23 protein-coding genes and 1 pseudogene are annotated in these 22,164 nt (G+C 68.9%); 12 read left to right on the top strand and 12 right to left on the bottom strand.

Going from position 1 to position 22,164, the window contains the following annotated elements; all coding sequences use genetic code 11:
- Positions 1–53 precede the first annotated feature (53 nt).
- Together ABD655_RS11890 and ABD655_RS11885 are read left to right on the top strand one after the other, a co-directional pair.
- Complete coding sequence (locus ABD655_RS11890) at positions 54–944, top strand: M48 family metalloprotease (RefSeq protein WP_344714184.1); 891 nt, start codon at positions 54–56, stop codon at positions 942–944.
- Between the two features lie 51 nt (positions 945–995).
- Positions 996–2,090 (top strand): DNA glycosylase AlkZ-like family protein, encoded by a 1,095-nt coding sequence (locus tag ABD655_RS11885; protein WP_344714183.1) that lies wholly within the window; start codon positions 996–998, stop codon positions 2,088–2,090.
- A gap of 28 nt (positions 2,091–2,118) precedes the next feature.
- Here ABD655_RS11885 and ABD655_RS11880 read toward each other — a convergent pair whose 3' ends face one another.
- Positions 2,119–3,051 carry a hypothetical protein gene (locus ABD655_RS11880; protein WP_344714182.1) on the bottom strand — a complete coding sequence of 311 codons (933 nt, stop codon included), beginning with the start codon at positions 3,049–3,051 and terminating at the stop codon, positions 2,119–2,121.
- Complete coding sequence (locus ABD655_RS11875) at positions 3,048–4,355, bottom strand: winged helix-turn-helix domain-containing protein (RefSeq protein ID WP_344714180.1); 1,308 nt, start codon at positions 4,353–4,355, stop codon at positions 3,048–3,050. The genes ABD655_RS11880 and ABD655_RS11875 overlap by 4 nt, the downstream gene beginning before the upstream one ends.
- Positions 4,356–4,498: 143 nt before the next feature.
- On the opposite strand from ABD655_RS11875, the gene ABD655_RS11870 reads away from it, so the two are divergent.
- Positions 4,499–5,692: an AI-2E family transporter gene (locus ABD655_RS11870; protein ID WP_344714178.1), complete on the top strand. Its 1,194-nt coding sequence runs from the start codon at positions 4,499–4,501 to the stop codon at positions 5,690–5,692.
- Positions 5,689–6,915 carry a threonine ammonia-lyase gene (gene ilvA / locus ABD655_RS11865; RefSeq protein ID WP_344714177.1) on the top strand — a complete coding sequence of 409 codons (1,227 nt, stop codon included), beginning with the start codon at positions 5,689–5,691 and terminating at the stop codon, positions 6,913–6,915. Before ABD655_RS11870 ends, ilvA begins: the two co-directional genes overlap by 4 nt.
- A gap of 23 nt (positions 6,916–6,938) precedes the next feature.
- Here ilvA and greA read toward each other — a convergent pair whose 3' ends face one another.
- Both greA and ABD655_RS11855 read right to left on the bottom strand, forming a co-directional pair.
- Positions 6,939–7,430: a transcription elongation factor GreA gene (gene greA, locus ABD655_RS11860; RefSeq protein ID WP_344714175.1), complete on the bottom strand. Its 492-nt coding sequence runs from the start codon at positions 7,428–7,430 to the stop codon at positions 6,939–6,941.
- An 84-nt stretch (positions 7,431–7,514) separates the two neighbouring features.
- The gene (locus ABD655_RS11855) at positions 7,515–7,907 is read right to left on the bottom strand and encodes a DUF4307 domain-containing protein (protein ID WP_344714173.1); all 393 of its coding nucleotides are present in this window, start codon (positions 7,905–7,907) and stop codon (positions 7,515–7,517) included.
- A gap of 87 nt (positions 7,908–7,994) precedes the next feature.
- On the opposite strand from ABD655_RS11855, the gene ABD655_RS11850 reads away from it, so the two are divergent.
- Positions 7,995–8,333: a hypothetical protein gene (locus ABD655_RS11850; RefSeq protein WP_344714171.1), complete on the top strand. Its 339-nt coding sequence runs from the start codon at positions 7,995–7,997 to the stop codon at positions 8,331–8,333.
- Positions 8,334–8,365: 32 nt separating this feature from the next.
- Here the strand turns inward: ABD655_RS11850 and trhA are convergent, their stop codons facing one another.
- Positions 8,366–9,055: a PAQR family membrane homeostasis protein TrhA gene (gene trhA / locus ABD655_RS11845; RefSeq protein ID WP_344715836.1), complete on the bottom strand. Its 690-nt coding sequence runs from the start codon at positions 9,053–9,055 to the stop codon at positions 8,366–8,368.
- Between the two features lie 130 nt (positions 9,056–9,185).
- On the opposite strand from trhA, the gene ABD655_RS11840 reads away from it, so the two are divergent.
- From ABD655_RS11840 to ABD655_RS11820, 5 genes and pseudogenes are all read left to right on the top strand, one after another.
- Positions 9,186–9,965, top strand: coding sequence for an isoprenyl transferase (locus tag ABD655_RS11840; RefSeq protein WP_344714169.1), 780 nt, complete (start codon positions 9,186–9,188; stop codon positions 9,963–9,965).
- Positions 9,966–9,989: 24 nt separating this feature from the next.
- Positions 9,990–10,088: pseudogene (locus ABD655_RS11835) on the top strand (isoprenyl transferase); the annotation flags it as partial.
- A 177-nt stretch (positions 10,089–10,265) separates the two neighbouring features.
- A complete protein-coding gene (locus tag ABD655_RS11830; protein ID WP_344714168.1) occupies positions 10,266–11,393 on the top strand; it encodes an aminotransferase class V-fold PLP-dependent enzyme in 1,128 nt (375 codons plus the stop codon).
- Between the two features lie 195 nt (positions 11,394–11,588).
- Entirely contained in the window at positions 11,589–12,944 is a 1,356-nt protein-coding gene (gene phoH2 / locus ABD655_RS11825) for an RNA 5'-3' helicase PhoH2 (protein WP_378721086.1), read from the top strand.
- Between the two features lie 155 nt (positions 12,945–13,099).
- Positions 13,100–13,705 carry a hypothetical protein gene (locus ABD655_RS11820; protein ID WP_344714166.1) on the top strand — a complete coding sequence of 202 codons (606 nt, stop codon included), beginning with the start codon at positions 13,100–13,102 and terminating at the stop codon, positions 13,703–13,705.
- A 92-nt stretch (positions 13,706–13,797) separates the two neighbouring features.
- On the opposite strand, the gene ABD655_RS11815 is transcribed toward ABD655_RS11820, so the two are convergent.
- The 7 genes from ABD655_RS11815 to xseA are packed head-to-tail and all read right to left on the bottom strand — an operon-like array spanning position 13,798 to position 20,321.
- A complete protein-coding gene (locus ABD655_RS11815; protein WP_344714165.1) occupies positions 13,798–14,454 on the bottom strand; it encodes a response regulator transcription factor in 657 nt (218 codons plus the stop codon).
- Positions 14,451–15,968 carry a sensor histidine kinase gene (locus tag ABD655_RS11810; protein ID WP_344714163.1) on the bottom strand — a complete coding sequence of 506 codons (1,518 nt, stop codon included), beginning with the start codon at positions 15,966–15,968 and terminating at the stop codon, positions 14,451–14,453. Before ABD655_RS11810 ends, ABD655_RS11815 begins: the two co-directional genes overlap by 4 nt.
- Positions 15,969–16,015: 47 nt before the next feature.
- On the bottom strand, positions 16,016–17,410 hold the full coding sequence (locus tag ABD655_RS11805) for a class II fumarate hydratase (protein ID WP_344714162.1): 1,395 nt from the start codon (positions 17,408–17,410) through the stop codon (positions 16,016–16,018).
- 30 nt (positions 17,411–17,440) lie between these two features.
- Positions 17,441–18,055, bottom strand: a complete 615-nt coding sequence (locus ABD655_RS11800; protein ID WP_344715830.1) for a carbonic anhydrase — start codon at positions 18,053–18,055, stop codon at positions 17,441–17,443.
- A gap of 32 nt (positions 18,056–18,087) precedes the next feature.
- Positions 18,088–18,744 carry a DUF4245 family protein gene (locus ABD655_RS11795; protein WP_344714161.1) on the bottom strand — a complete coding sequence of 219 codons (657 nt, stop codon included), beginning with the start codon at positions 18,742–18,744 and terminating at the stop codon, positions 18,088–18,090.
- Positions 18,745–18,757: 13 nt separating this feature from the next.
- Positions 18,758–18,994 carry an exodeoxyribonuclease VII small subunit gene (locus ABD655_RS11790; RefSeq protein ID WP_344714160.1) on the bottom strand — a complete coding sequence of 79 codons (237 nt, stop codon included), beginning with the start codon at positions 18,992–18,994 and terminating at the stop codon, positions 18,758–18,760.
- A 52-nt stretch (positions 18,995–19,046) separates the two neighbouring features.
- Positions 19,047–20,321 (bottom strand): exodeoxyribonuclease VII large subunit, encoded by a 1,275-nt coding sequence (xseA, locus tag ABD655_RS11785; RefSeq protein ID WP_344714159.1) that lies wholly within the window; start codon positions 20,319–20,321, stop codon positions 19,047–19,049.
- Positions 20,322–20,438: 117 nt separating this feature from the next.
- On the opposite strand from xseA, the gene ABD655_RS11780 reads away from it, so the two are divergent.
- Together ABD655_RS11780 and ABD655_RS11775 are read left to right on the top strand one after the other, a co-directional pair.
- The gene (locus ABD655_RS11780) at positions 20,439–21,479 is read left to right on the top strand and encodes a 4-hydroxy-3-methylbut-2-enyl diphosphate reductase (protein WP_344715828.1); all 1,041 of its coding nucleotides are present in this window, start codon (positions 20,439–20,441) and stop codon (positions 21,477–21,479) included.
- Positions 21,476–22,129, top strand: a complete 654-nt coding sequence (locus ABD655_RS11775) for a DUF6264 family protein (RefSeq protein ID WP_344714158.1) — start codon at positions 21,476–21,478, stop codon at positions 22,127–22,129. The genes ABD655_RS11780 and ABD655_RS11775 overlap by 4 nt, the downstream gene beginning before the upstream one ends.
- The last annotated feature ends 35 nt before the right edge of the window (positions 22,130–22,164 follow it).

Here is a 22,164-nt window from a genome sequence, read left to right as displayed (position 1 = left end):
GGGTCGAGTAGGCCGCGAAGCGGCCGTATCGAGACCTCTGGAGAGCGTGACAGATGTATAGCGCGATAGCCCGCAACAAGCGCAACACCTGGTTCATCCTGATCGCCTTCGTGCTCCTTCTGGGGGCGATCGGCGTGCTGGCGGGGTGGCTGGCCGGGAACAACTGGTGGATCACCGCGTTCATCCTCGTGTTCGCAGCGGGGTACGCGACCTTCCAGTACTTCTTCGCCGACCGGGAGGCCCTCGCGATGGCGGGCGCCGTCGAGGTGGACCGCGCCGACGCGCCCCGCTACTACCGGATCGTGGAGAACCTGTGCATCGCGACGGGCACCGTGATGCCGAAGCTGTACGTGGTCGACGACCCGGCACCCAACGCCTTTGCGACGGGTCGCAAGCCCGAAGAGGCCTCGATCACCGTGACGACGGGTCTGTTCGAACTGATGACCGACCGTGAACTGGAGGGCGTGCTCGGACACGAGCTGGGGCACATCCGCAATTACGACATTCGCGTCTCTCTGATCGTCTTCGGCCTCGTCGTCGCGGTGGGCCTCCTGGCCGATCTGTTCCTCCGCTTCGCCTTCTTCGGCGGTGCTCGCCGCAGCGGCGGCAACGCCCAGGCGCAGCTTCTCTTCGTCATCTTCGGCATCGTCGCGGCACTGATCGCGCCGCTGCTGGCCGGTGCGGTTCAGGCTGCCATCTCACGCCAGCGGGAGTACCTCGCCGACGCGACGAGCGCGATGACCACACGGGATCCCGACGGGCTCGCCTCAGCACTGGGCAAGCTTGCCGAGTACGGTCGCCCCCTGAAGAAGGCCAACACGTCGATGGCGCACCTGTGGATCGCGGATCCGCTCAGGCCGAATGCGCTGGCACGGATGTTCGCGACCCATCCGCCGATTCCGGACCGGATCGAACGGCTGAAGACCATGGGCGGGACGTTCTAGGTCGACGGCCCCTTTCCTCGCCAGGTCGGCGCCGCCCGCTAATCTCCATCCATGCATCGCCTCACCCGTGAAGAGGGACGCCGCGTGGCGCTGTGCGCACAGCTGCTCACCGCTGATCGTCCGGGAGGGATCGTCGAGGCCGTCGACGGGTTGACCCTGGTGAACATCGACCAGACCGCGGCCGTGGCTCCCAGCGCCGATCACATTCTGTGGAGCCGGGTCGGATGGCCATACCAGGCCGCGGATCTCGCGCGGGCCGTGGAGGAGGACCGCGCGATCTTCGAGTGGGCGGGCTTCTACCGGCCGATGGCCGACCTGCCGCTCTACCGGCCGCTCATGCGGGCGTGGCCACCGTACCGGCAGCACCGGGAGTGGCTGGCCGCGAACGATGGCTTCCGCCATGACGTGGTCGCACGGCTGATCAGCGAGGGGCCGCTGCGCACAGGCGAGATCCCGGACACCAGCCAGGTGGCTTGGAAGTCCACGGGGTGGACGAACAACCGCAACGTGGCCCAGATGCTCGACTTCCTGGTGATATGCGGCGAGGTGGCGATTTCCGGGCGGCAGGGCAACGAACGACTGTGGGACGTCGCGGAGCGCGTTTACCCGACCGAGACCGTGGAGCTCTCCGCGGACGATGCCGCCCGCCTCCGCGCCGAGCGGAGGCTCGGCTACCTCGGGCTCGCGCGTGCGAAGGCGCCGAGCCAACCGGTCGAGCCTCTGGACGTCGGGGCGGTGGGGGAGGAGGCGCTCGTGGACGGCGTCGACGGCAGCTGGCGTGTCGATCCGACGTTGCTGGATCCGGCCGGGCGTTTCGAGCCCCGCACCGCGCTGCTGTCGCCGTTCGACCGGCTGGTCTTCGACCGCGCGCGTGCGCACGACCTGTTCGGCTTCGAGTACGTCGTCGAGATGTACAAGCCGGCCGCCCAGCGCCGCTGGGGGTACTTCGCGCTGCCGATCCTGCACGGCGATCGCCTGATCGGGAAGCTGGATGCCGCGGCCGACCGCAAGGCGGGCCTGTTCCGCGTCGCGGCCATACATGAAGACGAGCCGTTCCCGGCCGAGGTCGCCGAGGCCGTCAACCTCGAGGTGCGGGATCTGGCCGCCTGGCTCGGGCTGGAGGTGACCGGCATCCCGGGATCCTGACTTCGGCGACGCGAGACCGCCGATTGAGTCAGCCGACCGCGAGCAGCATCTCGTCGCCCTGGAAGGTCACCGTCCCGCGCAGCGCCCAGTCGTCCGCGCGGTAGGTGAAGGTCGCCGTCTCACCGTCGGGCGTGACGCCGGTGGCCGTGGCGATCACGACGCCACCGGTTGCGGCGAACGTGCGATGGTCTGCGGCGAAGGTGAGCACGGGCACCTGTTCGACCCGGAAGACGAGCGAGCCGAGCATGGCGAGGTCGGCCGCCCACGGTATCCGCAGGCCGCAGTTCAGCGGCACGGTCGGCGCCGGCTGTGTGCACGCGGCCGCGTACGCGTCCAGCTCCTTCTGCCCCGCCGCGCTCGCCTCGGGGGTGAGGGACGCTTCGATGCGAATGGTGATGGCCCCGTCGGTGCTGAGCGGAACGGATGCCGCCCCGGTCAGCAGTCCGCGCGGCGCCGCGTGAACCGGGTACTCCGCGGGAAGAAGCAACACGGAACTGCCGGTCGGCGCAAGGGCGTCTCCGACCCACACGGAGTCGCCGAGCGGAGCGTCCGTGCCGGCCAGGACCGTCACCTCGAGCGAGGCGAGGTAATCGCCGGTCAGCTTCCACGTGCCGCCGTCGTCTCGCAGCGCGAACGACACATCGCGGCGCTCCCCGGCGATCAGCGCCGACGCGCGCACCTTCGTCATCTCGGCGTCGGGTGCGATGTCCTCGACGCGGGGCTCCGCAACGAACGCGTCGGCACCCGCGAACGCGTCGGTCAGGATCCGCTCCGCATCCTCGTCCAGGTCCGTGCCGCGCATCGCGTCGATCGCGGCGAAGTCACCCGCGGAGAGGGCGGCGAGGTAATCGCGAGCGGCATCCTCCACGCTGGGCGGTCGGGTGAGCGCCCACCACGCGATCGCGCCGACCAGCGCGACGGCGACGCCGGCGGCGATGCCGACAACCGCGGTGCGCTTCACGAACCCACGCTAGCCCCCACCCGCTCGTCCGGAGCCGGTTCGTCCTGAGCGAGAGCGATCGGTGCCGCGGCACCGGCCTCGTGACGACGAGCGTGCGGCATCGCGCCGGCCAGATCGTCGGTCGCGTCCCCCCACCGTGATACCGAGACCGCATCCAGCCCCTGCCATCGCGCGGCATCGCGCAGCACCGCGGCCAGGCGTTCCGCGGCATCCGGCGGGCGGCCAGGCTCCCACCACGCGGACTGGACCAGCAGCGTCGACGCGGAGCGATCTGCCTTCAGGTCCACGCGTCCGACGATGTCATCGCCGATCAGCACCGGGAGCGAGTAGTACCCGTACCGCCGACGCGGGGCAGGAGTGTAGATCTCGATGCGGTACTCGAAGTCGAAGAGGCGCTCCGCGCGGTCACGAAACCAGACGACCGGATCGAACGGTGTCAGAACCGCCGCGGCGTCCACACGCCGCGGCACGGACGCGCTGCGGTGGATCCATGCCTTGGCGGGTCGTCCCGCTGTGTGCCATCCCTGCACGGTGACAGGTCGCAGAACACCGGCGTCCTCGAGGTCGTGGATCGCGGTCATCACGGCGCGGCGATCCTTCACCCGCCAATAGTCGGCCAGGTCCGATGCCGTGGCCACCCCGTAGGCCTTGGCCGCCCGCGCCATCAGTTCGGAGATGGCTTCATCGCGCGGGACGGATACGGCGAGCACATCGGCGGGCACGACGTCCTCGGCCAGGCCGTAGCGGCGCTCGAAACCCCGGCGTCCGGCGATCGCCACCTCGCCGAAGAGCCAGAGGTATTCCAGTGCGTTCTTCACCACATCCCAGTCCCACCACGGTCCGCGGGCCGTCGCCTTGGCATCGTGCTCGATCTGCGCCGGCCGGAGGGGGCCACGGTCGGCCAGCTCGGCACGAACCCAATCCACGATCTCAGTGTGGTTCTGGTACCAGCCGTCACGGCCGCTCCCGTATTTCGCGCGCATGTCGTCCATCCGGAACCGGAACAGACTCCAGTCGGCGGCGGGGATGAACGACGCGACGTGCGCCCAGTATTCGACGTACGGCGGCCGCCGGGAGAACAGCAACCTGTCCAGCGCGGCGGTGTCGTACGGTCCCAGACGCGAGAACAGCGGCATGTAGTGGGAGCGGGCGAAGACGTTGACCGAGTCGATCTGCAGTGTGGCCATCCGCGCCAGCGCGAGATTCAGCTGCCGCGTTCCGGCCACCGCAGGCGGCCTCTGAGCGAAACCCTGCGCGGCGAGGGCGATGCGGCGTGCCTCCGGCCGGCTCAGCGTCTCCTTCACGGCGCCCAGCCTACTGGCGGCATCCGACATGCCGACCGGGGTCGGTTCGCGTCGCCGTCCGGGGCGATATCGATACGGCCGCTGTGCGGCCCGAGTCGTGATCTCGATACGGCATCGACCCGGCTCGACTCTAGACTGGCGGGATGAGCGGCCCTGAAAATCAGCCTCGAGGATCGCTCTTCGATGCGCTGCGCGACCGCAATCGGGTCGTCACGTCGGAGCTGGCGGGCACCATCCCCCGGGGGCTTCGGGTGGCCACGGCGTACGCGTGGCGTTTCCTCGTGGTGGCGGCGGCCGTGGGCGTCGCGATCTGGCTGGTCATCCAGCTGAAGCTGCTGGTCATCCCGCTGCTGATCGCCATCCTCGTGACCGCGCTGCTGTGGCCGGTGTTCGCGTGGATGCTGCGACACCGTGTACCCCGCTGGCTTGCGATCACGATCTCGGTCCTCGGAACGCTGGCCATCGTCGCGGGACTGCTGTGGCTGGTGATCTGGCAGGTGACGCGGCAGTGGTCTTCGGTGCAGACTCGCACCGTCGAGGCTATCGAGCAGTTCCGTCAGTACCTGATCGAAGGACCGCTGCATCTCACGGCGCCTCAGATCGACGATCTGCTCGGGCAGTCGCTGACCCTGGTCCAGGAGCAGGCGGAGCTGCTGCTGTCGGGGGCGCTTGCGCTCGGCACGACGCTCGGTCACGTCGCCGTCGGTGCCCTGCTTTCCGTGTTCATCCTCCTGTGCCTGCTCGCAGACGGCGGGGGAATCTGGCGGTGGACCACCCGGCTGTTCCCACGGCGGAGTCGAGCGGCCGTGGACGGCGCCGCACGGGCCGGCTGGGTCATGGTCGTCAACTATGCGCGTACCCAGCTTCTCGTGGCGACCATCGATGCGATCGGCATCGGCCTGGGGGCCTTTCTGCTCGGTGTGCCGCTGGCCATCCCCGTCGCGGTGCTGGTATTCCTCGGAGCCTTCGTTCCCATCGTCGGTGCCGTGGTGACCGGCGCGCTGGCCGTGTTCCTCGCACTGGTCTACAACGGTGCATGGATCGCGTTGTGGATGCTGGTGGTCGTCCTGGCCGTGCAGCAGATCGAAGGCCACGTGCTGCAGCCCCTTCTGATGGGCTCGGCCGTCAAGGTCCACCCCCTGGCGGTCGTGCTGGTCGTGGCGGGCGGCGCGCTGATCGCCGGCATCCCGGGCGCCCTGTTCGCCGTCCCGCTGGCCGCTTTCGTCAATGTCTTCGCCGTCTACATCACCGGTCGAGCGTGGGAGGGCGGCGGGCGTCCGTCATCCGATGACCTGATCTGGACGACCGTGCCACGCCCAAGGAAGGTTCGTTCGTGAGTATCCCCACGCTGGCGGAGTTCGAGGACGCCGCCGCCTTCCTCGATGGTGTGATCACCCGCACGCCCATCGACCAGTCGCTGCACCTGTCGGAGCTGATGGGCGTCCCGGTGCACCTCAAGCTGGAGAATCTGCAGCGGACGGGGTCCTTCAAGATCCGTGGCGCGACCTACCGGCTGTCCCGGCTGACCGCCGAAGAGCGCGCGCGCGGAGTCGTGGCGGCATCCGCCGGCAATCACGCGCAGGGCGTGGCCCTGGCAGCGCAGGCACTGGGCATCTCGGCGACGATCTTCATGCCGCTGGGCGTGCCCGTCCCCAAACTCCTGGCAACCCGCGGTTACGGCGCCGACGTGATCCTGGAAGGGGCCACCGTCGAGACGCCGCTGCGCCTGGCCGCGGAGTTCGCCGAGCGCACGGGCGCCGTGCTCATCCCGCCGTACGACCATCGCGACATCATCGTCGGCCAGGGCACGCTGGGTCTGGAACTGTTCGACGAGGTCCCCGGTCTTGACACCGTGCTGCTCGGCATCGGGGGAGGGGGCCTGATCGCTGGAGTCGCAGCCGCGGTCAAAGCCCGTGCGGCCGCGGTCGGCCGCACCGTGCGGATCATCGGCGTGCAGGCGGAGAACTCCGCCGCGTACCCGGCGTCGCTCGCGGCCGGGCATCCGGTCGAGGTCAAGACGCTGCCGACCATCGCCGACGGGATCGCGGTCGCCCGACCGGGTGATATCCCGTTCGAGATCATCCGCCAGCTCGTCGACGAAGTGGTCACGGTCACCGACGATGACATCGCCCGCGCCCTGCTCATGCTGCTCGAGCGCGCGAAGCAGGTCGTCGAGCCCGCAGGCGCGGTCGGGGTGGCGGCCATCCTGGCCGGCAAGGTGAAGCCGGCCGGCCCGACCGTGTCGGTGCTTTCCGGCGGCAACATCGACCCCCTGCTTCTGCAGCGGGTCGTCTCCCACGGACTCGCGGCATCCGGTCGTTACATGAGCCTGCGGATCCCGCTGCCCGATCGCCCCGGGCAGCTCGCGCGCGTGTCCGAACTGCTCGCTCAAGCCGGGGCCAACGTGATCGAGGTCATGCACACCCGGCACGGTCAAGGACTGCAGATCAGCGAGGTGATCCTGCAGCTGAGCGTCGAGACCCGTGGCGAGGAGCACCGCGCGCACGTCATCGCGGTCCTGTCCGGTGCGGGTTTCGCTCCGGTCGTCGTGCCGGACTGAGGTCCCGACGGCCGGCGCGGGCCCTACTGGCCCGTGTACGTGTCGACCTTGACAACCTCGACGGCGATCTCACGGCCGTTCGGCGCGGTGTACGACGTCTTCGCGCCCTCCTTCAGACCGAGGATCGCCGCACCGAGGGGCGAAGCCTCGCTGTACACGTCGAGTTCGGAGTCGACCGCGATCTCGCGGTTGCCGAGCAGGAAGATCTCCTCGCCGCCGGCGACGAGGGCTGTCACGACGGTGCCGGGCTCAACGACGCCGTTGCTCTCAGGCGCCTCGCTGACCGTGGCCGTCTTGAGCAGGTGCTGAAGGGTGCGGATGCGGGCCTCCTGCTTTCCCTGCTCGTCCTTGGCTGCGTGATAGCCGCCGTTCTCCTTGAGGTCGCCCTCTTCGCGTGCAGACTCGATGCGCTTGGCGATCTCCTCGCGACCCGTCGTCGAGAGTCGCTCGAGTTCGGCGACGAGGCGGTCGTATGCGTCCTGGGTCAGGAACGTCACCGGTGCGTCGTTGGACACGTATGTCTCCTTCGGTCAGCGGGGCCGGTATGGCAAAACGCCCCGGCTCCGGCCAGGGCGTATGTCAACTTCGGTCAGGTCAGACTACGTCACCCAGCAGGAGTTGACCAAACCTGTCGTGGACGGCGCGGTCGTCGGGATCGTCTCGTGGAAGGCCCGCGAACGCAGCTCGGAGGCGGGGTATTCGACGATCTTCCACCCCACCACGCCATGCTCCTCGTCCTGTGCCTCCAGCGCGCACGCGATCGAACGTCCCTCGGGCGCCGTGATCTGGAACGCGATCTCGACCGCGTGCGAATCCACCACGGTGAAGCCTGTCGTGTCCGCGCGCACGTCATCGATGGTGCTCGCCACCGTCATCCACGCGAAAAGGCCGACGAGGGTGGCGCCGATCGCGGCGACGATGCCGATCGTCCAGAGCCTGCGGGGTGATCGCGTGCGCCCGTAGCGCTCGTCGAGCATGTCCTGCGTGGTCATCGGAGCCCTGTCGAAGATCGTGCGTCGCCGTGAAGATTAGGCTGGAGTCTCCAGGCTATGCGCTCTCGCGCGGAACGAGGACACCCCATGCTCGAAGCGTTCACCGCCCTCGCATCCATGGCCCTTTCATCGACCGCCACACCGACGCCGGAGCCGACGGTCGATCCCGCGCTCGTGACACCCGGGCCGTGGGGCTTCGTGGTGATCGCGCTGCTCGCGTTCGCGGTGGTCGCGCTGATCTGGGACATGATGCGCCGCATCCGCCGGGGTCGCGTGCGTGCCGACATCACCGCAGAACTGGATGCCGAAGAGCAGGCCGCCGACGCGGTCCGCGCCACCGATGTCGACGACCAGGACATCGACTTCGGCGCACCGGGGGAGGACGCCACCGAAGGACCGTCCGCCCCGAAGCCGCCGCAGGCCTGAGCCGCGGCATCCGCATCTCTCAGCGCCGGGAATCAGCCGTGGTAGGCCGGGTTCACCGCGATGAGCAGGCAGGCCGTCCAATGGCAGAGGAATGCCAGCACGGTGCACAGGTGGAAGATCTCGTGGAAGCCGAAGTGCCCGGGCCACGGATTGGGGCGCTTGAGCGCGTAGACGACCGCCCCACCGGTGTAGAGCACTCCGCCGACGAGAACCAGCGTCATCATGGCGGCGTTGGCCTGGAACAGGTCGATCATGTACATCACGGCCGCCCAGCCCAGCACCAGGTACAGGGCCACGTAGAGCCACCGAGGCGCGTCGATCCAGAACACGCGGAACAGGATGCCGAGGATCGCCCCGCCCCATACCAGCGAGAGCAGGATGATCGCCTTGTCGGTGGGAAGGGCAAGCACGGCGATCGGCGTGTAGGTGCCGGCGATCAGCAGCAGGATGTTCGCGTGATCGATCCGCTTGAGGACGGCCAGGGTCCTCGGTCCCCAGTCGAAGCGGTGATAGAGCGCCGAGTTGCCGAACAGCAGCAACGACGTCGCCATGAACACGGCGCACGCCCATTTCGCCGGGGCGCCCTGGGCAAGGACGATCAGGACGATGCCCGCGGCGATCGCGACCGGGAAGGTCGCCGCATGGAGCCAGCCCCGCCACGTGGGGCGGATCTCCATCGTCGCGTCGACCGTGGCGGCCTCGAGAAGGGGGAGCTGCGGCATGTCGGCGCCCTCGTCCGCGGGCGCGACAGCGCTCGCGTCGGATCTCTTGCGTCGGGCCACATTCCGAGCCTACGCGCCGCCGCATGCCGCACTCGGCACGTGCGCCGCACGCGGCGGGTAGCGTAGGCGTGTGACCGCGTCGAGCGAAGGCAGAGGGCCTCTCTACCGGCTGTACATCAATCGGCTGCGCAGGCAACTCGCGGCGGCCCCGGTGCCCCGCCATGTCGCCATGATGATCGACGGCAACCGCCGTTGGGCGCGCCAGCTCGGTTACGAGTCCGCTGCCCACGGCCATCGGGCGGGTGCCGCGAAGATGCGCGACTTCCTCGAATGGTGCGATGACGTCGGCGTCCAGGTCGTCTCGCTCTATCTGCTCTCGACGGACAATCTGCGCAAGCGGGATACGCAGGAGCTGGCGGATCTGATCGACATCATCGCCGAGCTGGCCGACGGACTTTCGCACGAGCGGGATTGGCGGGTCCAGCACATGGGCCGATCGCACCTGCTGCCGCCGGATCTGGCCGGCGTGCTCGCCGCTGCCGAGGAGCGGACCAAGAATCACACCGGTCTCCACGTCAACCTGGCGGTGGGATACGGCGGGCGCGGCGAGATCGTCGATGCGGTCCGCAGCATCATCGCCAAGCACGACGAGGACGGCGGGTCGCTCGAGGAGCTCGCGGCCAGCCTCACCCCAGAGCAGATCGGCGAGCACCTGTACACCGGGGGACAGCCCGACCCCGACCTGGTGATCCGCACGTCGGGGGAGCAGCGGCTGAGCGATTTCCTGCTGTGGCAGTCCGCGCACAGTGAGTTCTATTTCGTCGAGGCGCTGGGGCCGGACCTGCGTGAAGTCGACTTCCTCCGTGCGATCCGTGATTATGCGACGCGGGATCGCCGGTACGGCAGCTGACCGCCGGCACTCTCACACAGTGAGTTCTCTTTCGTCGAGGCGCTGGGCCCGGACCTGCGTGAAGTCGACTTCCTCCGTGCGATCCGTGACTATGCGACGCGGGATCGCCGGTACGGCAGCTGACCGCCGGCACTCTCACACAGTGAGCTTCTCTTTCGTCGAGGCGCTGGGCCCGGACCTGCGTGAAGTCGACTTCCTCCGTGCGATCCGTGATTATGCGACGCGGGATCGCCGGTACGGCAGCTGACCGCCGGCACCCCGGGTGCAGGTGGACCCGCTTACACGTGCCAGAATGTGACGGTGACGGTGACGGACCTGGACTCTTTCGTGGCCTCGTTCGACGCCGAACCCGGGTATCTGGATTGGGCCGCCTACGGGCCTTTGGCTCCGGCGGTGCGCGACGAGGTCCGCGCCGACGCAGAGCTGCTCGGCTCGGGACGACGCGCCGGATTCGACCTTGTCGGTGAGCATCTTCTGCAGGCGCGCGAACTGGCCGCGGCCCTGCTCGATGCCGACGTCGAACAGGTCGTCCTGCAGCCATCCACGACGCACGGCCTGATGCACGCCATCTACGGCCTCTCGGGTGGGCTGATGCTCTCGCGGGCGGAGTTCCCGAGCCTCACCGTCACCGCGACGCGTGCCGCTGACGCGCTCGGCTCGCTCAGCCTGCAATGGCTCGAGCCGGCCGACGGGTTCGTCACGCCGGAGGTCGTCCGCGACGCGCTCACGGACGACACGCGCGCGCTCGCGGTCAGCCTGGTCGATTTCCGCACCGGCTACCGCACGGATCTCACCGCGCTTCGCGAGGTGATCGGCGACCGACTGCTCATCGTCGACGCGATGCAGGGTTTCGGGGTTGTCGAGGCCGACTACGCCGCGGCGGACGTGGTCTGCGTCAACGGGTACAAGTGGCTGCGCGCGGGCCGCGGCGCTGCGTTCGCCTGGTACGGCGAACGCGCGCTCGAGCGGATCGCCCCCGTTCTCTCCGGCTGGGCGGGAGTCGACGGCGACCTGCCGCTGGACGTTGTGCCTCAGCCCGCGGCATCCGCCCAAGCGTTCTCCGTCAGCCGTCCCGACCCGCTGGCCGCGTCGCGTCTGGCGACGGCGCTTCGCCACGTGAGCGGCGTGGGCCTCGAGCGCATCGCTGGACAGCTCTCGGAGCGCGCCGGCGACATCATCTTCTTCGCCGACCGCTACGACATCCCGGTCATCACGCCGCGGGACCCCCAGCGCCGCGCGGGCATCGTGACACTCGCGCCTGCGCCGCAGGACGTCGGCCCGCTGGCCGCCTCCCTCGCGAACCACGGCATCACCGTCACGGTCCGATCCGGTCAGATTCGCGTCTCCCCGCACGTGGGCACGGGGGCGGACACGCTCCGCCTGTTCGGCGACGCCCTGGCCGCGTTCTCATCCGCGCGCGTGTGGTGAGCTACTGCACGTCCATGGGAAATTCACCGGGCCGCAACATCGCCCCAGCGTGTCGGTGACGTGACTGTCGTTCGCCGGTCGTAGCGTTCAGTCATCGGGCAAGGTGCCCGGTCGGGTCGGCCTCACGGATCGCGACTCGTGACCCCTGGTCGACTCGTGACTGCCGGGTGATCCCACCCGGGTCGGGAGTGGGTTGTGACCACACGAGCACCAGACCAGCAGCACCGTCAGGACATCGACGAGGTCGTCCAGCAGTCGACAGACCTGCGCACGTACGTCCTTGACACATCCGTGCTGCTGAGCGATCCGAGGGCGTTCTTCCGCTTCGCCGAGCACAATGTCGTGATCCCCGTCGTGGTGATCACCGAACTCGAGGGAAAGCGGCATGACCCTGAGATCGGCTACTTCGCGCGCCAGGCGCTGCGGCACCTGGACGAGCTGCGCGTGGAACACGGCAGGCTCGACTTCCCGGTCCCGGTCGGAGAAGACGGCACCCTGCGCGTTGAACTGAACAACACCGACGCCGGAGTGCTGCCCTCCGGTATGCGGCTCGGCGACAACGACAGCCGCATCCTGGCCGTCGCGATGCACCTGGCCCAGGACGGGCAGGACGTCACGATCGTCTCCAAGGACCTGCCGATGCGGGTGAAGGCGGCCTCGCTCGGGATCACCGCGGAAGAGTATCTGGCCGAGCAGGCCGTCGACTCCGGCTGGACCGGAATCGCCACCATCGATGTGACCGGCGACGACATCAGCGACCTGTACGAGACCGAGATCGCGTCGGGCGACGAGGTGCGCGGGCTTCCGGTCAACACCGGCCTGATCATCCACTCCGAGCGCGGCTCAGCCCTGGGGCGCGTCATCGGAGAGGGTCAGTATCGGCTCGTGCGGGGGGACCGCGACGTCTTCGGATTGCATGGGCGTTCCGCCGAGCAGCGGATCGCGATCGATCTGCTGCTGGACCCGGAGGTGGGCATCATCTCGCTCGGCGGCCGAGCGGGCACCGGCAAGTCGGCCCTCGCCCTGTGCGCCGGGCTGGAATCCGTCCTGGAACGGCAGCAGCAGCGCAAGGTCGTCGTCTTCCGACCGCTGTACGCGGTCGGAGGGCAGGAACTGGGATACCTCCCCGGAGACCAGGGGGAGAAGATGAACCCGTGGGGTCAGGCCGTCTTCGACACCCTGGGATCGGTCGTTTCCAGCAACGTCGTCGACGAGGTCATCGAGCGCGGACTCCTCGAGGTCATGCCGCTGACGCACATCCGTGGTCGCTCCCTGCACGACTCCTTCGTGATCGTCGACGAGGCCCAGTCGCTGGAGCGCAACGTCCTGCTGACGGTTCTGAGCCGGATAGGTCAGAACTCCCGTGTCGTGCTCACTCACGACGTGGGACAGCGCGACAACCTCCGCGTGGGCCGTCACGATGGGGTCGCATCGGTGATCGAAACGCTCAAGGGGCACGGGCTTTTCGGCCACGTCACGCTCGTCCGCTCGGAGCGCTCGGCCATCGCCGCCCTGGTCACCGACCTGCTCGAGGCAGGGGAGCTCGCCTGACCCCCTGACCGGCGACGCAGACATGTGAGAGGCCGGGATACCGCATCCCGGCCTCTCACATGAGAAGAGTCTCATGCGTATCTCCTCTTCTGCTCATCCGCGTCTGTCACCATTGAAGAGGGCGCGAATATCGCGACGGGACCGGAGGATTGCACGTGGACGGTCGGACGCGGCTTGCGATCGGTGGCATGGCCACCGTCGCTGCGAGCGTGGCCGTCGTGTGCCTGGTCGCCATGAGCAACGCGGTCGCCTTGGCGGATTCCGCCGGAGCGCCCATCGGTGCGCGTCCCGTCATCGTGCCCTTGGCAGCGGCCATGCCCACCCCCGGCCCCAGCGCGTCTTCAGCTCCCTCCACCACCGCGGGCACAGTGTCTGTGGAGCCGGAGACGGTCCCGGCGCCGGATCCTCAGGACGTCGCGAGCCCGCAGATTCCGCAGACACCCGCCGGCGAGCCGTCGGTGCTGCTCGAGGACCAGCTGGCCGCCGAGGTCGCGGCATCCGGATCGTGGGATTCCGTGCGTGCCTGGGCAGAGCTGCGCGGGTGGACTCCTGCGCGCGTCGAGGCGTGGATCGCCCAGCTCGCGGCCAGGATAGAGAGCGAACGAGGCGTCGCCCCCGACCGACAGAACCGCCCGGATTCGAGCTACGGTGCTCACTGGGACCACCAGATTCCCGTTCGATCGGATAATCCGTCCGGAGACGACCTTTCTGGGTCGATGTCCGGATTGAAGAGAGAGCAATCGCGCGTTCCCCCAGGCTGACGCGATTGCCTGGTCGGCTTCCCCCAAGCCGGTCTCTCCTCCCAGCCCCCGGTGTCCCCCAACACCGGGGGCTTCTTCGCGCTCGGCAGAGGTCACTCCCAGCGGTAACCTGCGCCGCGGACCGTGACGATGTGCGCGGCGCCGAGCTTGCCTCGCAGATATCGCACGTACACGTCCACGACGTTGGAGCCGGGGTCGAAATCCAGGCCCCACACACTGCTCAGGAGCTGCTCACGGCTGAGCACGCGACCGGGGCTGCGCAGGAACTGCTCGGCCAGCGCGAACTCCCGCGCGGACAGCTCGACCTCGCGGCCGCCGACCGTGGCGCGGCGGGCGAGGATGTCGAGCGCGACGTCGCCGTGCGAAACGGCCACTCCGGCAGAGGTCGTGCTCTCGCGCAGCCGGGAGCGCACGCGGGCGAGCAGTTCCTCGAACGGGAACGGTTTGGACACGTAGTCGTTCGCCCCGGCATCCAATCCCTCGACCGTGTCGCGGGTGCTCGAACGGGCCGTCAGCATGATCACCGGAACGCCGGAACCCTGCGCCCGCATCTGGCGGAGCACCTCGAAGCCGTCCATCGTGGGCAGACCGACGTCGAGGAGCACCAGGTCGATGTCGCCGACGAGGCTCCGCTCGAGCGCCTCGGCGCCGTCCTCGACGATCAGGGTCGTGTACCCCGCGGATTCCAGACCGCGGCTGACGAAGTCGGCGATGCGCGGCTCGTCCTCGACGATGAGGATCTTCTTCATCCTGCCGCCTCCCGTTGCAGCACCACATCGCCCGCGCGAATCGGCGCCGGCAGTTCGGTCGTGGGCAGAGGCAGCGAGATCGTGAAGGTCGCACCGCCACCGGGAGTGTCCGTGACCGCGCACAAGCCGCCGTGCCCCTTCGCGATCGCGTCGACGATGGCAAGCCCCAGTCCCGACCCGCCCACCGACCGCTTGCCGTGGGCCCGATCGAAGCGGCGGAAGATGCGATGGCGCAATGCGGGAGGGATGCCGGGGCCGTGGTCGGCGACCCACAGCTGAGCGCCCGACTCGTCCAGGCGACTGCCGAGCTCGATGGGTGAGCCCGCCGGCGTGTACTTCGCCGCGTTGTCGGCCAGCTGCAGCCACGCCTGCAGCAGACGATCCCGGTCGCCGTGGATATGCCCCTCGGCATAGGCTGCGACGCTCCACACGTGGTCCGGGATGACGGATACGAGCCCGCCGACACGGGCGGTGAGGGCGGCGAGGTCTATGTCGGTCATGGTGAGGCCATCGCCCTCGACCGCCGCGAGCAGGTCGATGTCATCGACCAGGCGGGTCAGCCGGTCAAGCTCGGCCATGCTGATCTGCCGAGTGCTGGCGACGTCAGCCGCGTCCCCGGGGTTCATCAGCTCGAGGTGCCCGCGCACGATCGTGATGGGCGTCTTCAGCTCGTGCCGCACGTCGTCCAGCAGCTGGCGCTGCACGTCGACAGAGCCTTCGAGACGATCGAGCATCGAGTTGACGGTGCGGGTGAGGTCGGAGATATCGTCGTTGCCCTGCGGTGACAGTCGTGCCGACAGGTCATCGAGGGTGACCGCATCGGCCGCATCCCGCAGATCCCGGATCGGGGACAGCAGGCGCCCCGCGACGAACCAGCCCACCACCCCGATCGCGATGAGGACGGCGACCGCTGCGATCGAGTAGGTGGCGATGGCTGCCGTGACGGGGGCGAGCTCCGCACCGAGGTCGACAGCACGGACATAGATACCCGTCTGCGTGTCGCCGGCCATCGTCACGGGGATCGCGATGTATCGGAGCGACCCCTGGTCGGTCGCGACCGTGCCGATCACGGTCTCGCCCTCGCGCTCGACATCGTCGACCACCCGTTGGATCAGCTGCTCGTTCTTGGAGATGTCGAAGCCCGACAGCGTCGACGGCTTGAACCGGGCTTTCCCGTCCACGATGGCGACCGCGCCTTCGTTGCGGGCGGGGACCAGGCGCGCCACCGCCGCGTGCAGGTACTCCTCGACCGAGGCGAAGGCGTCGATATCGAGCGGTTCGCTTGCTGTCGCGGTGCCGGAGCCGCCGGCATCCGCGGCGCCCGCATCGTCATCCGCCACGGTATGCAGCCGCGCCACCTGCGCGGTGAGGCGATCCCGCACCTCCCCGAGCACCCTCTCGCGCTGCACGAGGAAGGTCACACTGCCCACGACCGCCAGCCCGATACAGGCGACAGCAAGGATCGCACCCAGGATCCGGGTGCGGGCCGAGAGCGGTCGGGTCGCGCGAGCCACCCCCCGATTATCGCGCCGAAGCGGCACTTACGGGGGTCTTCGCCGAATCAGCCAGGATGGGTCATCGAGAGCAGGTCGAGTTTCTCGTCCAGCTGCTCCAGGGTCAGCTCGCCGCGATCGACATATCCGAGCTCGATGACCGCCTCACGGACGGTGATCCCGTTCGCCACGGAGTGCTTGGCGATCTTCGCGGAAGCCTCGTAGCCGATGAGCTTGTTGAGCGGGGTGACGATCGACGGGGACATGCCCGCGTATGCCGCGGCGCGCTCGACGTTGGCCTCGAGCCCGTCGATGGTCTTGTCGGCCAGCACTCGCATGGTGTTCGCCAGCAGACGGATGGACTCCAGGACAGCGGTGCCCATCACCGGGATCGCGACGTTCAGCTCGAACGACCCCGATGCGCCCGCCCACGCCACGGTGGCGTCGTTTCCGATCACGCGTGCGCACACCATCAGTGCGGCCTCGGGAACCACCGGGTTGACCTTGCCCGGCATGATCGACGAGCCCGGCTGCAGATCGGGGATGTGCAGCTCACCCAGACCGGTGTTCGGGCCTGAACCCATCCAGCGGATGTCGTTGTTGATCTTGGTCAGCGACACGGCGATCGTGCGGAGCGCACCGGATGCCTCGACCAGACCATCGCGATTGGCCTGCGCCTCGAAGTGATCCTTCGCCTCCGTGATCGGCAGCTCCGTATCGGCCACGATGAGTTCGATCACGCGCTGCGGGAAGCCCAGAGGCGTGTTGATACCGGTTCCGACGGCGGTGCCGCCCAGGGGCACCTCGGCGACGCGGGGGAGGACGGACTGGACGCGTTCGATGCCGAGCCGCATCTGTCGCGCGTACCCGCCGAACTCCTGACCGAGCGTGACCGGCGTCGCATCCATGAGGTGCGTGCGGCCGGACTTGACGACCTCTCTCCAGGCCTCGGCCTTCGTCTCGAGCGCGACGGCGAGGTGGTCCAAGGCCGGGATCAGGTCGTCGATGAGCTCCTGGGTGACAGCGAGGTGCACCGACGTCGGGAAGACATCGTTGGACGACTGCGACGCGTTCACGTGGTCGTTGGGGTGTACCGACGAGCCGAGGTCTCGCGTGGCGAGTGTCGCGAGCACCTCGTTCATGTTCATGTTCGACGAGGTGCCGCTGCCGGTCTGGTACACGTCGATCGGGAACTGGTCGGCGTATTCGCCGGTGATGATGCGGTCCGCTGCGCGGGCGATCGCGTCGGCGATCGTCGGGTCGAGTGTGCCGAGCTCCTTGTTGGCCAGCGCCGCGGCCTTCTTGATCCGGGCCAGAGCAACGATCTGGGCCGGGTCGAGGGCGTCGCCGGAGATCGGGAAGTTCTCGACCGCGCGCTGCGTCTGCGCCGCGTACAGCGCGTCCTTGGGCACCCGCACCTCACCCATGGTGTCGTGCTCGATGCGGTACTCGATGTCGCTCACGTCGTCGTTCCTCCAGATCGCAATGGTTGTTCAGGCGCCGTCTGCGACGATGCCCATGGTGATGTCGGGCACAGCCGTGCCTTCGGCGAGGCGATAGTTCGCGCCCACGATCGCCAGGTGCCCCCCGGCGACGGCTTCGCTGATCAGCTCAGACGAATGCAGCAGCTCCGCCACCGTATCCCGCAGGTGCTCACGCCCGACCCGATCGGCGTCGATCCGCTCGGGGAGGGCGCCGTGCACCTTCGACTCACGCTGGACGCGGCGCACGGCGGGCACGATCGGGGCGATCTGCCGCCAGATGCGGGGGGGAAGATCCGGCGCGTCCGCCTCGACGCTCGCGATCGCCGCGGACACGGCGCCGCATTCGTCATGCCCCAGCACGACGATCAGGGGAACGTGCAGGACCGCGACGGCGTATTCGAGACTGCCGACCACGGAATCGGAGATGACCTGACCCGCATTGCGCACGACGAAGAGGTCGCCGAGACCCTTGTCGAAGATGATCTCGGCCGAGAGGCGGGAGTCCGAGCAGCCGAACAGGGCCGCCCGCGGGCGCTGGCCGTGGGCGATCTCGGTGCGGCGGTGCACATCCTGCCGAGGGTGGCGGGGCACCCCGGAGACGAAACGCGCATTGCCGCGCTGCATCTCCTGCCATGCCTTGAGTGGGGTCGGCTCGGTCACTTGCTCTCCCCGCCCGCGGCGTCATCGCGGAGGGCGAGGACCTGCTCGGCCACGGACGCCGCGGCCAGCTCGAGCGACTCGTCGTCGGTCGACCCGTAGATCAAGATCGTGTCGTTCCCGGCCTGAGTGCTCAGCGCGGCGGAGATGTTGCCGGCACGTGCAGGATCGGGGATCTTGTACCGGTCCCACTCGAGTCCCTCGATCGTGACCGTGCTCTGGACCGAGGCGCCGCTCAGCACACGCGTCGGCCACGCCGGATCGGCGTCGAAGCCCTGCGCGACGCGGAGGAAGCCGGACACCTCGTCAGGAACGTAGACGATCGTCCAGGCGGCGGTGGAATCGCCCTCGATGGACGCGCGGTTCACGAGCCATTCCTCGGGCACGTCGGGGACGATCACGGTGCGGCCCTCTGCCGATTCAATGTTCTGCGCGATCGCCGCGACGTCGATCGGTTCGGCCGGGGGCCGCTCGCCGCGGGGAACGGCGAAGATGATGATGACGACGACGGCGAGGGTGGCCAGCAGCGCGGCGATCAGATTGCGGGTGTTCTGGCTCGCCCGGTACACGCGGGATGACTCCGCTTTGCGTGCGGTGGCCTCATCGGGCGTTTCCGGGCGCCCGAGCTCGGCGACGATCTTCGGGTTCTGCGCCATCAGTGCCGCCCCATCAGGAGTCTGCCTCGGCGGGGCCTGTCGATCGGGCCGCCTCCAGCCGGCGCTTCGCGCCCAGGAGCCACTCCTCACAGCGTGCCGCGAGGGCCTCGCCGCGCTCCCACAGCGCCAGCGAATGCTCGAGCGTCGGAGCGCCCTGCTCGAGTTCGGCGACGACGCGCACAAGTTCGTCGCGTGCCTGCTCGAACGTGAGGCTCGCGACGTCGGCGATGCCTTCGCTCGGTGCGTTCATGGTCTCCATCTTAGAGTCGGGCCGGGGCGGTGCTCGCTGAGTGCCGACCGGGCTAGGGCTCCTCGACCGGCCCTTCGGAGCGTGCGGCGAACGAGCCACGCCCCACCGTGACCAGCACCGGGACACCCGGCTGCGCCTGTGCCGCGTCGCGGACGATCACGCCGTCCGTGAGGTGTGCGATCGCGTAGCCGCGAGCGAGCGTGGATGCCGGTGACAGCGTGCGCAGTGCGGCGCGCAACTCGGCGGCCCGGCGCGCCTGCGCCTCGAGTCGTCGGTCGAGGGTGTCGCGGCCGCGGCTTACCAGCAGCCACAGGTGCTGGGAGCGGGCGTCGATCATCGACTCGGGGGCGCGCAGCACGGGGCGGGAGCGCAGCTGCTCGAGCTGCGCGATGTCATGACCGACGCGCTGCGACAGCCGCATCGTCAGCCGCGAGCGCAGCTGGGCGACTGCGGCACGCTGCTCGACGACGTCCGGCACGATGCGCTTGGCGGCATCGGTCGGCGTGCTGGCGCGCAGGTCGGCGACATCGTCCAGCAGCGGGTGATCGTTCTCGTGCCCGATCGCACTGACGACAGGGGTGGATGCCGCGGCAACCGCGCGCAGCAGGCGCTCGTCGCTGAAGCCGAGGAGGTGCTGCGGATCGCCTCCTCCGCGCGCGATGACGATGACGTCGACGGTGGGGTCGGCATCCAGGGCCTTCAGTGCCCCGATCGTCTCCGGAACGCACCGGTCACCCTGGACGGCGGCGTACGCCATGCGGAAGCGCACCTGCGGCCAGCGCATCTCCGCGTTGTGGCGGACGTCCTTCTCGGCATCGGATTTCTCACCGGTGATGAGCCCGATGACATGGGGGAGGAAGGGGATGGGCTTCTTGCGCGCGCGGTCGAAGAGCCCCTCGGCGCGCAGCTTCGCGCGCAGACGCTCCAGCTTCTCGAGCTGATCGCCGAGTCCGACGTGCCGCATGGAGGACACCGAGAAGCTGAAGTCACCGGTCTTGGTGAAGTAGTCGGCCTTGACGCACGCGATGACATGATCGCCGACCGCGAGATCCGCGGGCAGGCGTTGCCGGGTGCTGGACCAGATGCGGAACGAGATCGTGGCATCCGTCGCGAGATCCTTCATGCGGCCGAAGACGTTGCCCGTGCGCACGTTCCATGACGTGATCTCGCCCTCGACCCAGACCGACCCCCAGGTTTCGATGAACCCGCGGATGGTGTCGTTGAGGCGTGCGACGGAGGTAGGGGCATCGGCCGTGGACTCACGCGGGCGCACCGAGTCGGGCGGCGGGGCCTCGCCGGGGACGGGGGCAGCCTGGAACGTCGTCATCCGGACCTTTCATATCGAGCGGAGCCTGCGCTCTGCTGCCTCGGCGAGTCCCGGGTGCACGGCCGTCCCACAGGGCCGTCCCCGTAGACTCGAGGCGTGAGCACACCGCTTGTCCGCATGCCCGTCCCCCGCGTTCCGCGGCGGCGCGAGCGCCTCCAGGATATCCCCGTCCCCGGACAGAAGAGGGTCCTGCTCGCCGCCCCCCGCGGCTATTGCGCCGGAGTCGACCGCGCCATCGTCGCGGTCGAGAAGGCTCTGGAGCGCTTCGGCGCGCCCGTGTACGTGCGCAAGCAGATCGTCCACAACATCCACGTGGTGACCGAGCTCGAGGCGGCCGGGGCCATCTTCGTCGACGAGGTCGATGAGGTTCCCGAAGGCGCCCACGTCGTCTTCAGCGCGCACGGTGTCTCGCCGGCCGTCGTCGCCGAGGCCGCCGATCGTCAGCTCCAGGCCATCGACGCGACCTGCCCCCTGGTGACGAAGGTCCATCGCGAGGCCGTCAGATTCGCCCGCGACGACTTCGAGATCCTCCTCATCGGCCACGAGGGACACGAAGAGGTCGAGGGCACCGCCGGTGAGGCGCCCGACCACGTCACGATCGTGAACTCTCCCGATCACGCCGACACCGTTCTCGTGCGCGACCCGACGAAGGTCGTGTGGCTGTCGCAGACGACGCTCTCGGTCGACGAGACGATGGAGACGGTGCGGCGATTGCGCGTGCGTTTCCCGCATCTGCAGGATCCGCCATCGGACGACATCTGCTACGCGACCCAGAACCGCCAGGTGGCCATCAAGAAGGTGGCCCCGGGCGCCGATCTGGTGATCGTCGTCGGATCCGCGAACTCCTCCAACAGCGTGCGTCTGGTCGAAGTCGCCCTCGAATACGGCGCGAAAGCCGCATACCGCGTGGACTATTCCCATGAGCTGCAGCAGGAGTGGCTCGACGGCGTGGCCACGGTGGGCGTCACCAGCGGCGCTTCCGTGCCCGAAGTGCTGGTGCAGGAAGTCCTCGCCGACCTCTCGGATGCCGGCTACCGCGATGTGCAGGAGGTCAAGACGGCCGAGGAGGACCTGTTGTTCTCCCTCCCCAAGGAGCTGCGACACGATGCCGAAGGGCAGCGCGACGCGCGAGCCCTCGGCGGGCGGGTGACCACATGAGCGACCCCGTCGATCGCACCGCCTCGCACGGCACCGAAGAATTGCGGCCCAGGCCGCACGGCACCGAAGAATTGCGGCCCAGGCCGCACGGCACCGAAGAATTGCGGCCCAGGCCGCAATATGGCGAGTACGCCACCCCCGAGGAGCAGCGCGCGCGCATCCAGCAGCCCGACCTGACGCGGCTGCTGGACACCGGCCAGGATCCGGACGCTCTGCATGGCGCTCCCGCGGGCACCGCGGTGGCTGCGGCCGTGAAAGACGAGGCGCCGATCCGGAGGGGCCGGTTCGTGGACCGTGTCGCCACGATCGCCCTGCTCGTCTACGGTCTGGTCAACGTCGTCACCGGCATCCCCGGCATGATCAACTACGAATCGTACGTCGGGACGGTCTTCAGCCTCCTCGGCGTGGACGCCCAGCTCTCCGACCCGGCGGCGGGACGCCCGTGGGGCCTGGCGGCCGCGCTCCTGCTGGCCATCGGCTGGCTCGCGACCGCGTACCTGTCGTGGCGCAGCCTGCGGCGAGGCCGGGTCACCTGGTGGATACCGCTGGTCGCGGGGATCGTCTTCACCTTCGTCAGCGGCATTCTGCTGATGGTCCCCATCGTGTCGGATCCGACCGTGTGGAACGCCATCCTCGACACCGCGCGCTGAGGCGCGCGCCCGTCCGATCGCTCCGCAGTCGCGAT

The sequence above is a fragment of the Microbacterium terregens genome (assembly GCF_039534975.1).
Classification (GTDB): domain Bacteria; phylum Actinomycetota; class Actinomycetes; order Actinomycetales; family Microbacteriaceae; genus Microbacterium; species Microbacterium terregens.
The sequence above is the reverse complement of the archived record's forward strand: the minus strand, read 5'-3'. Positions and strand labels throughout refer to the sequence as shown.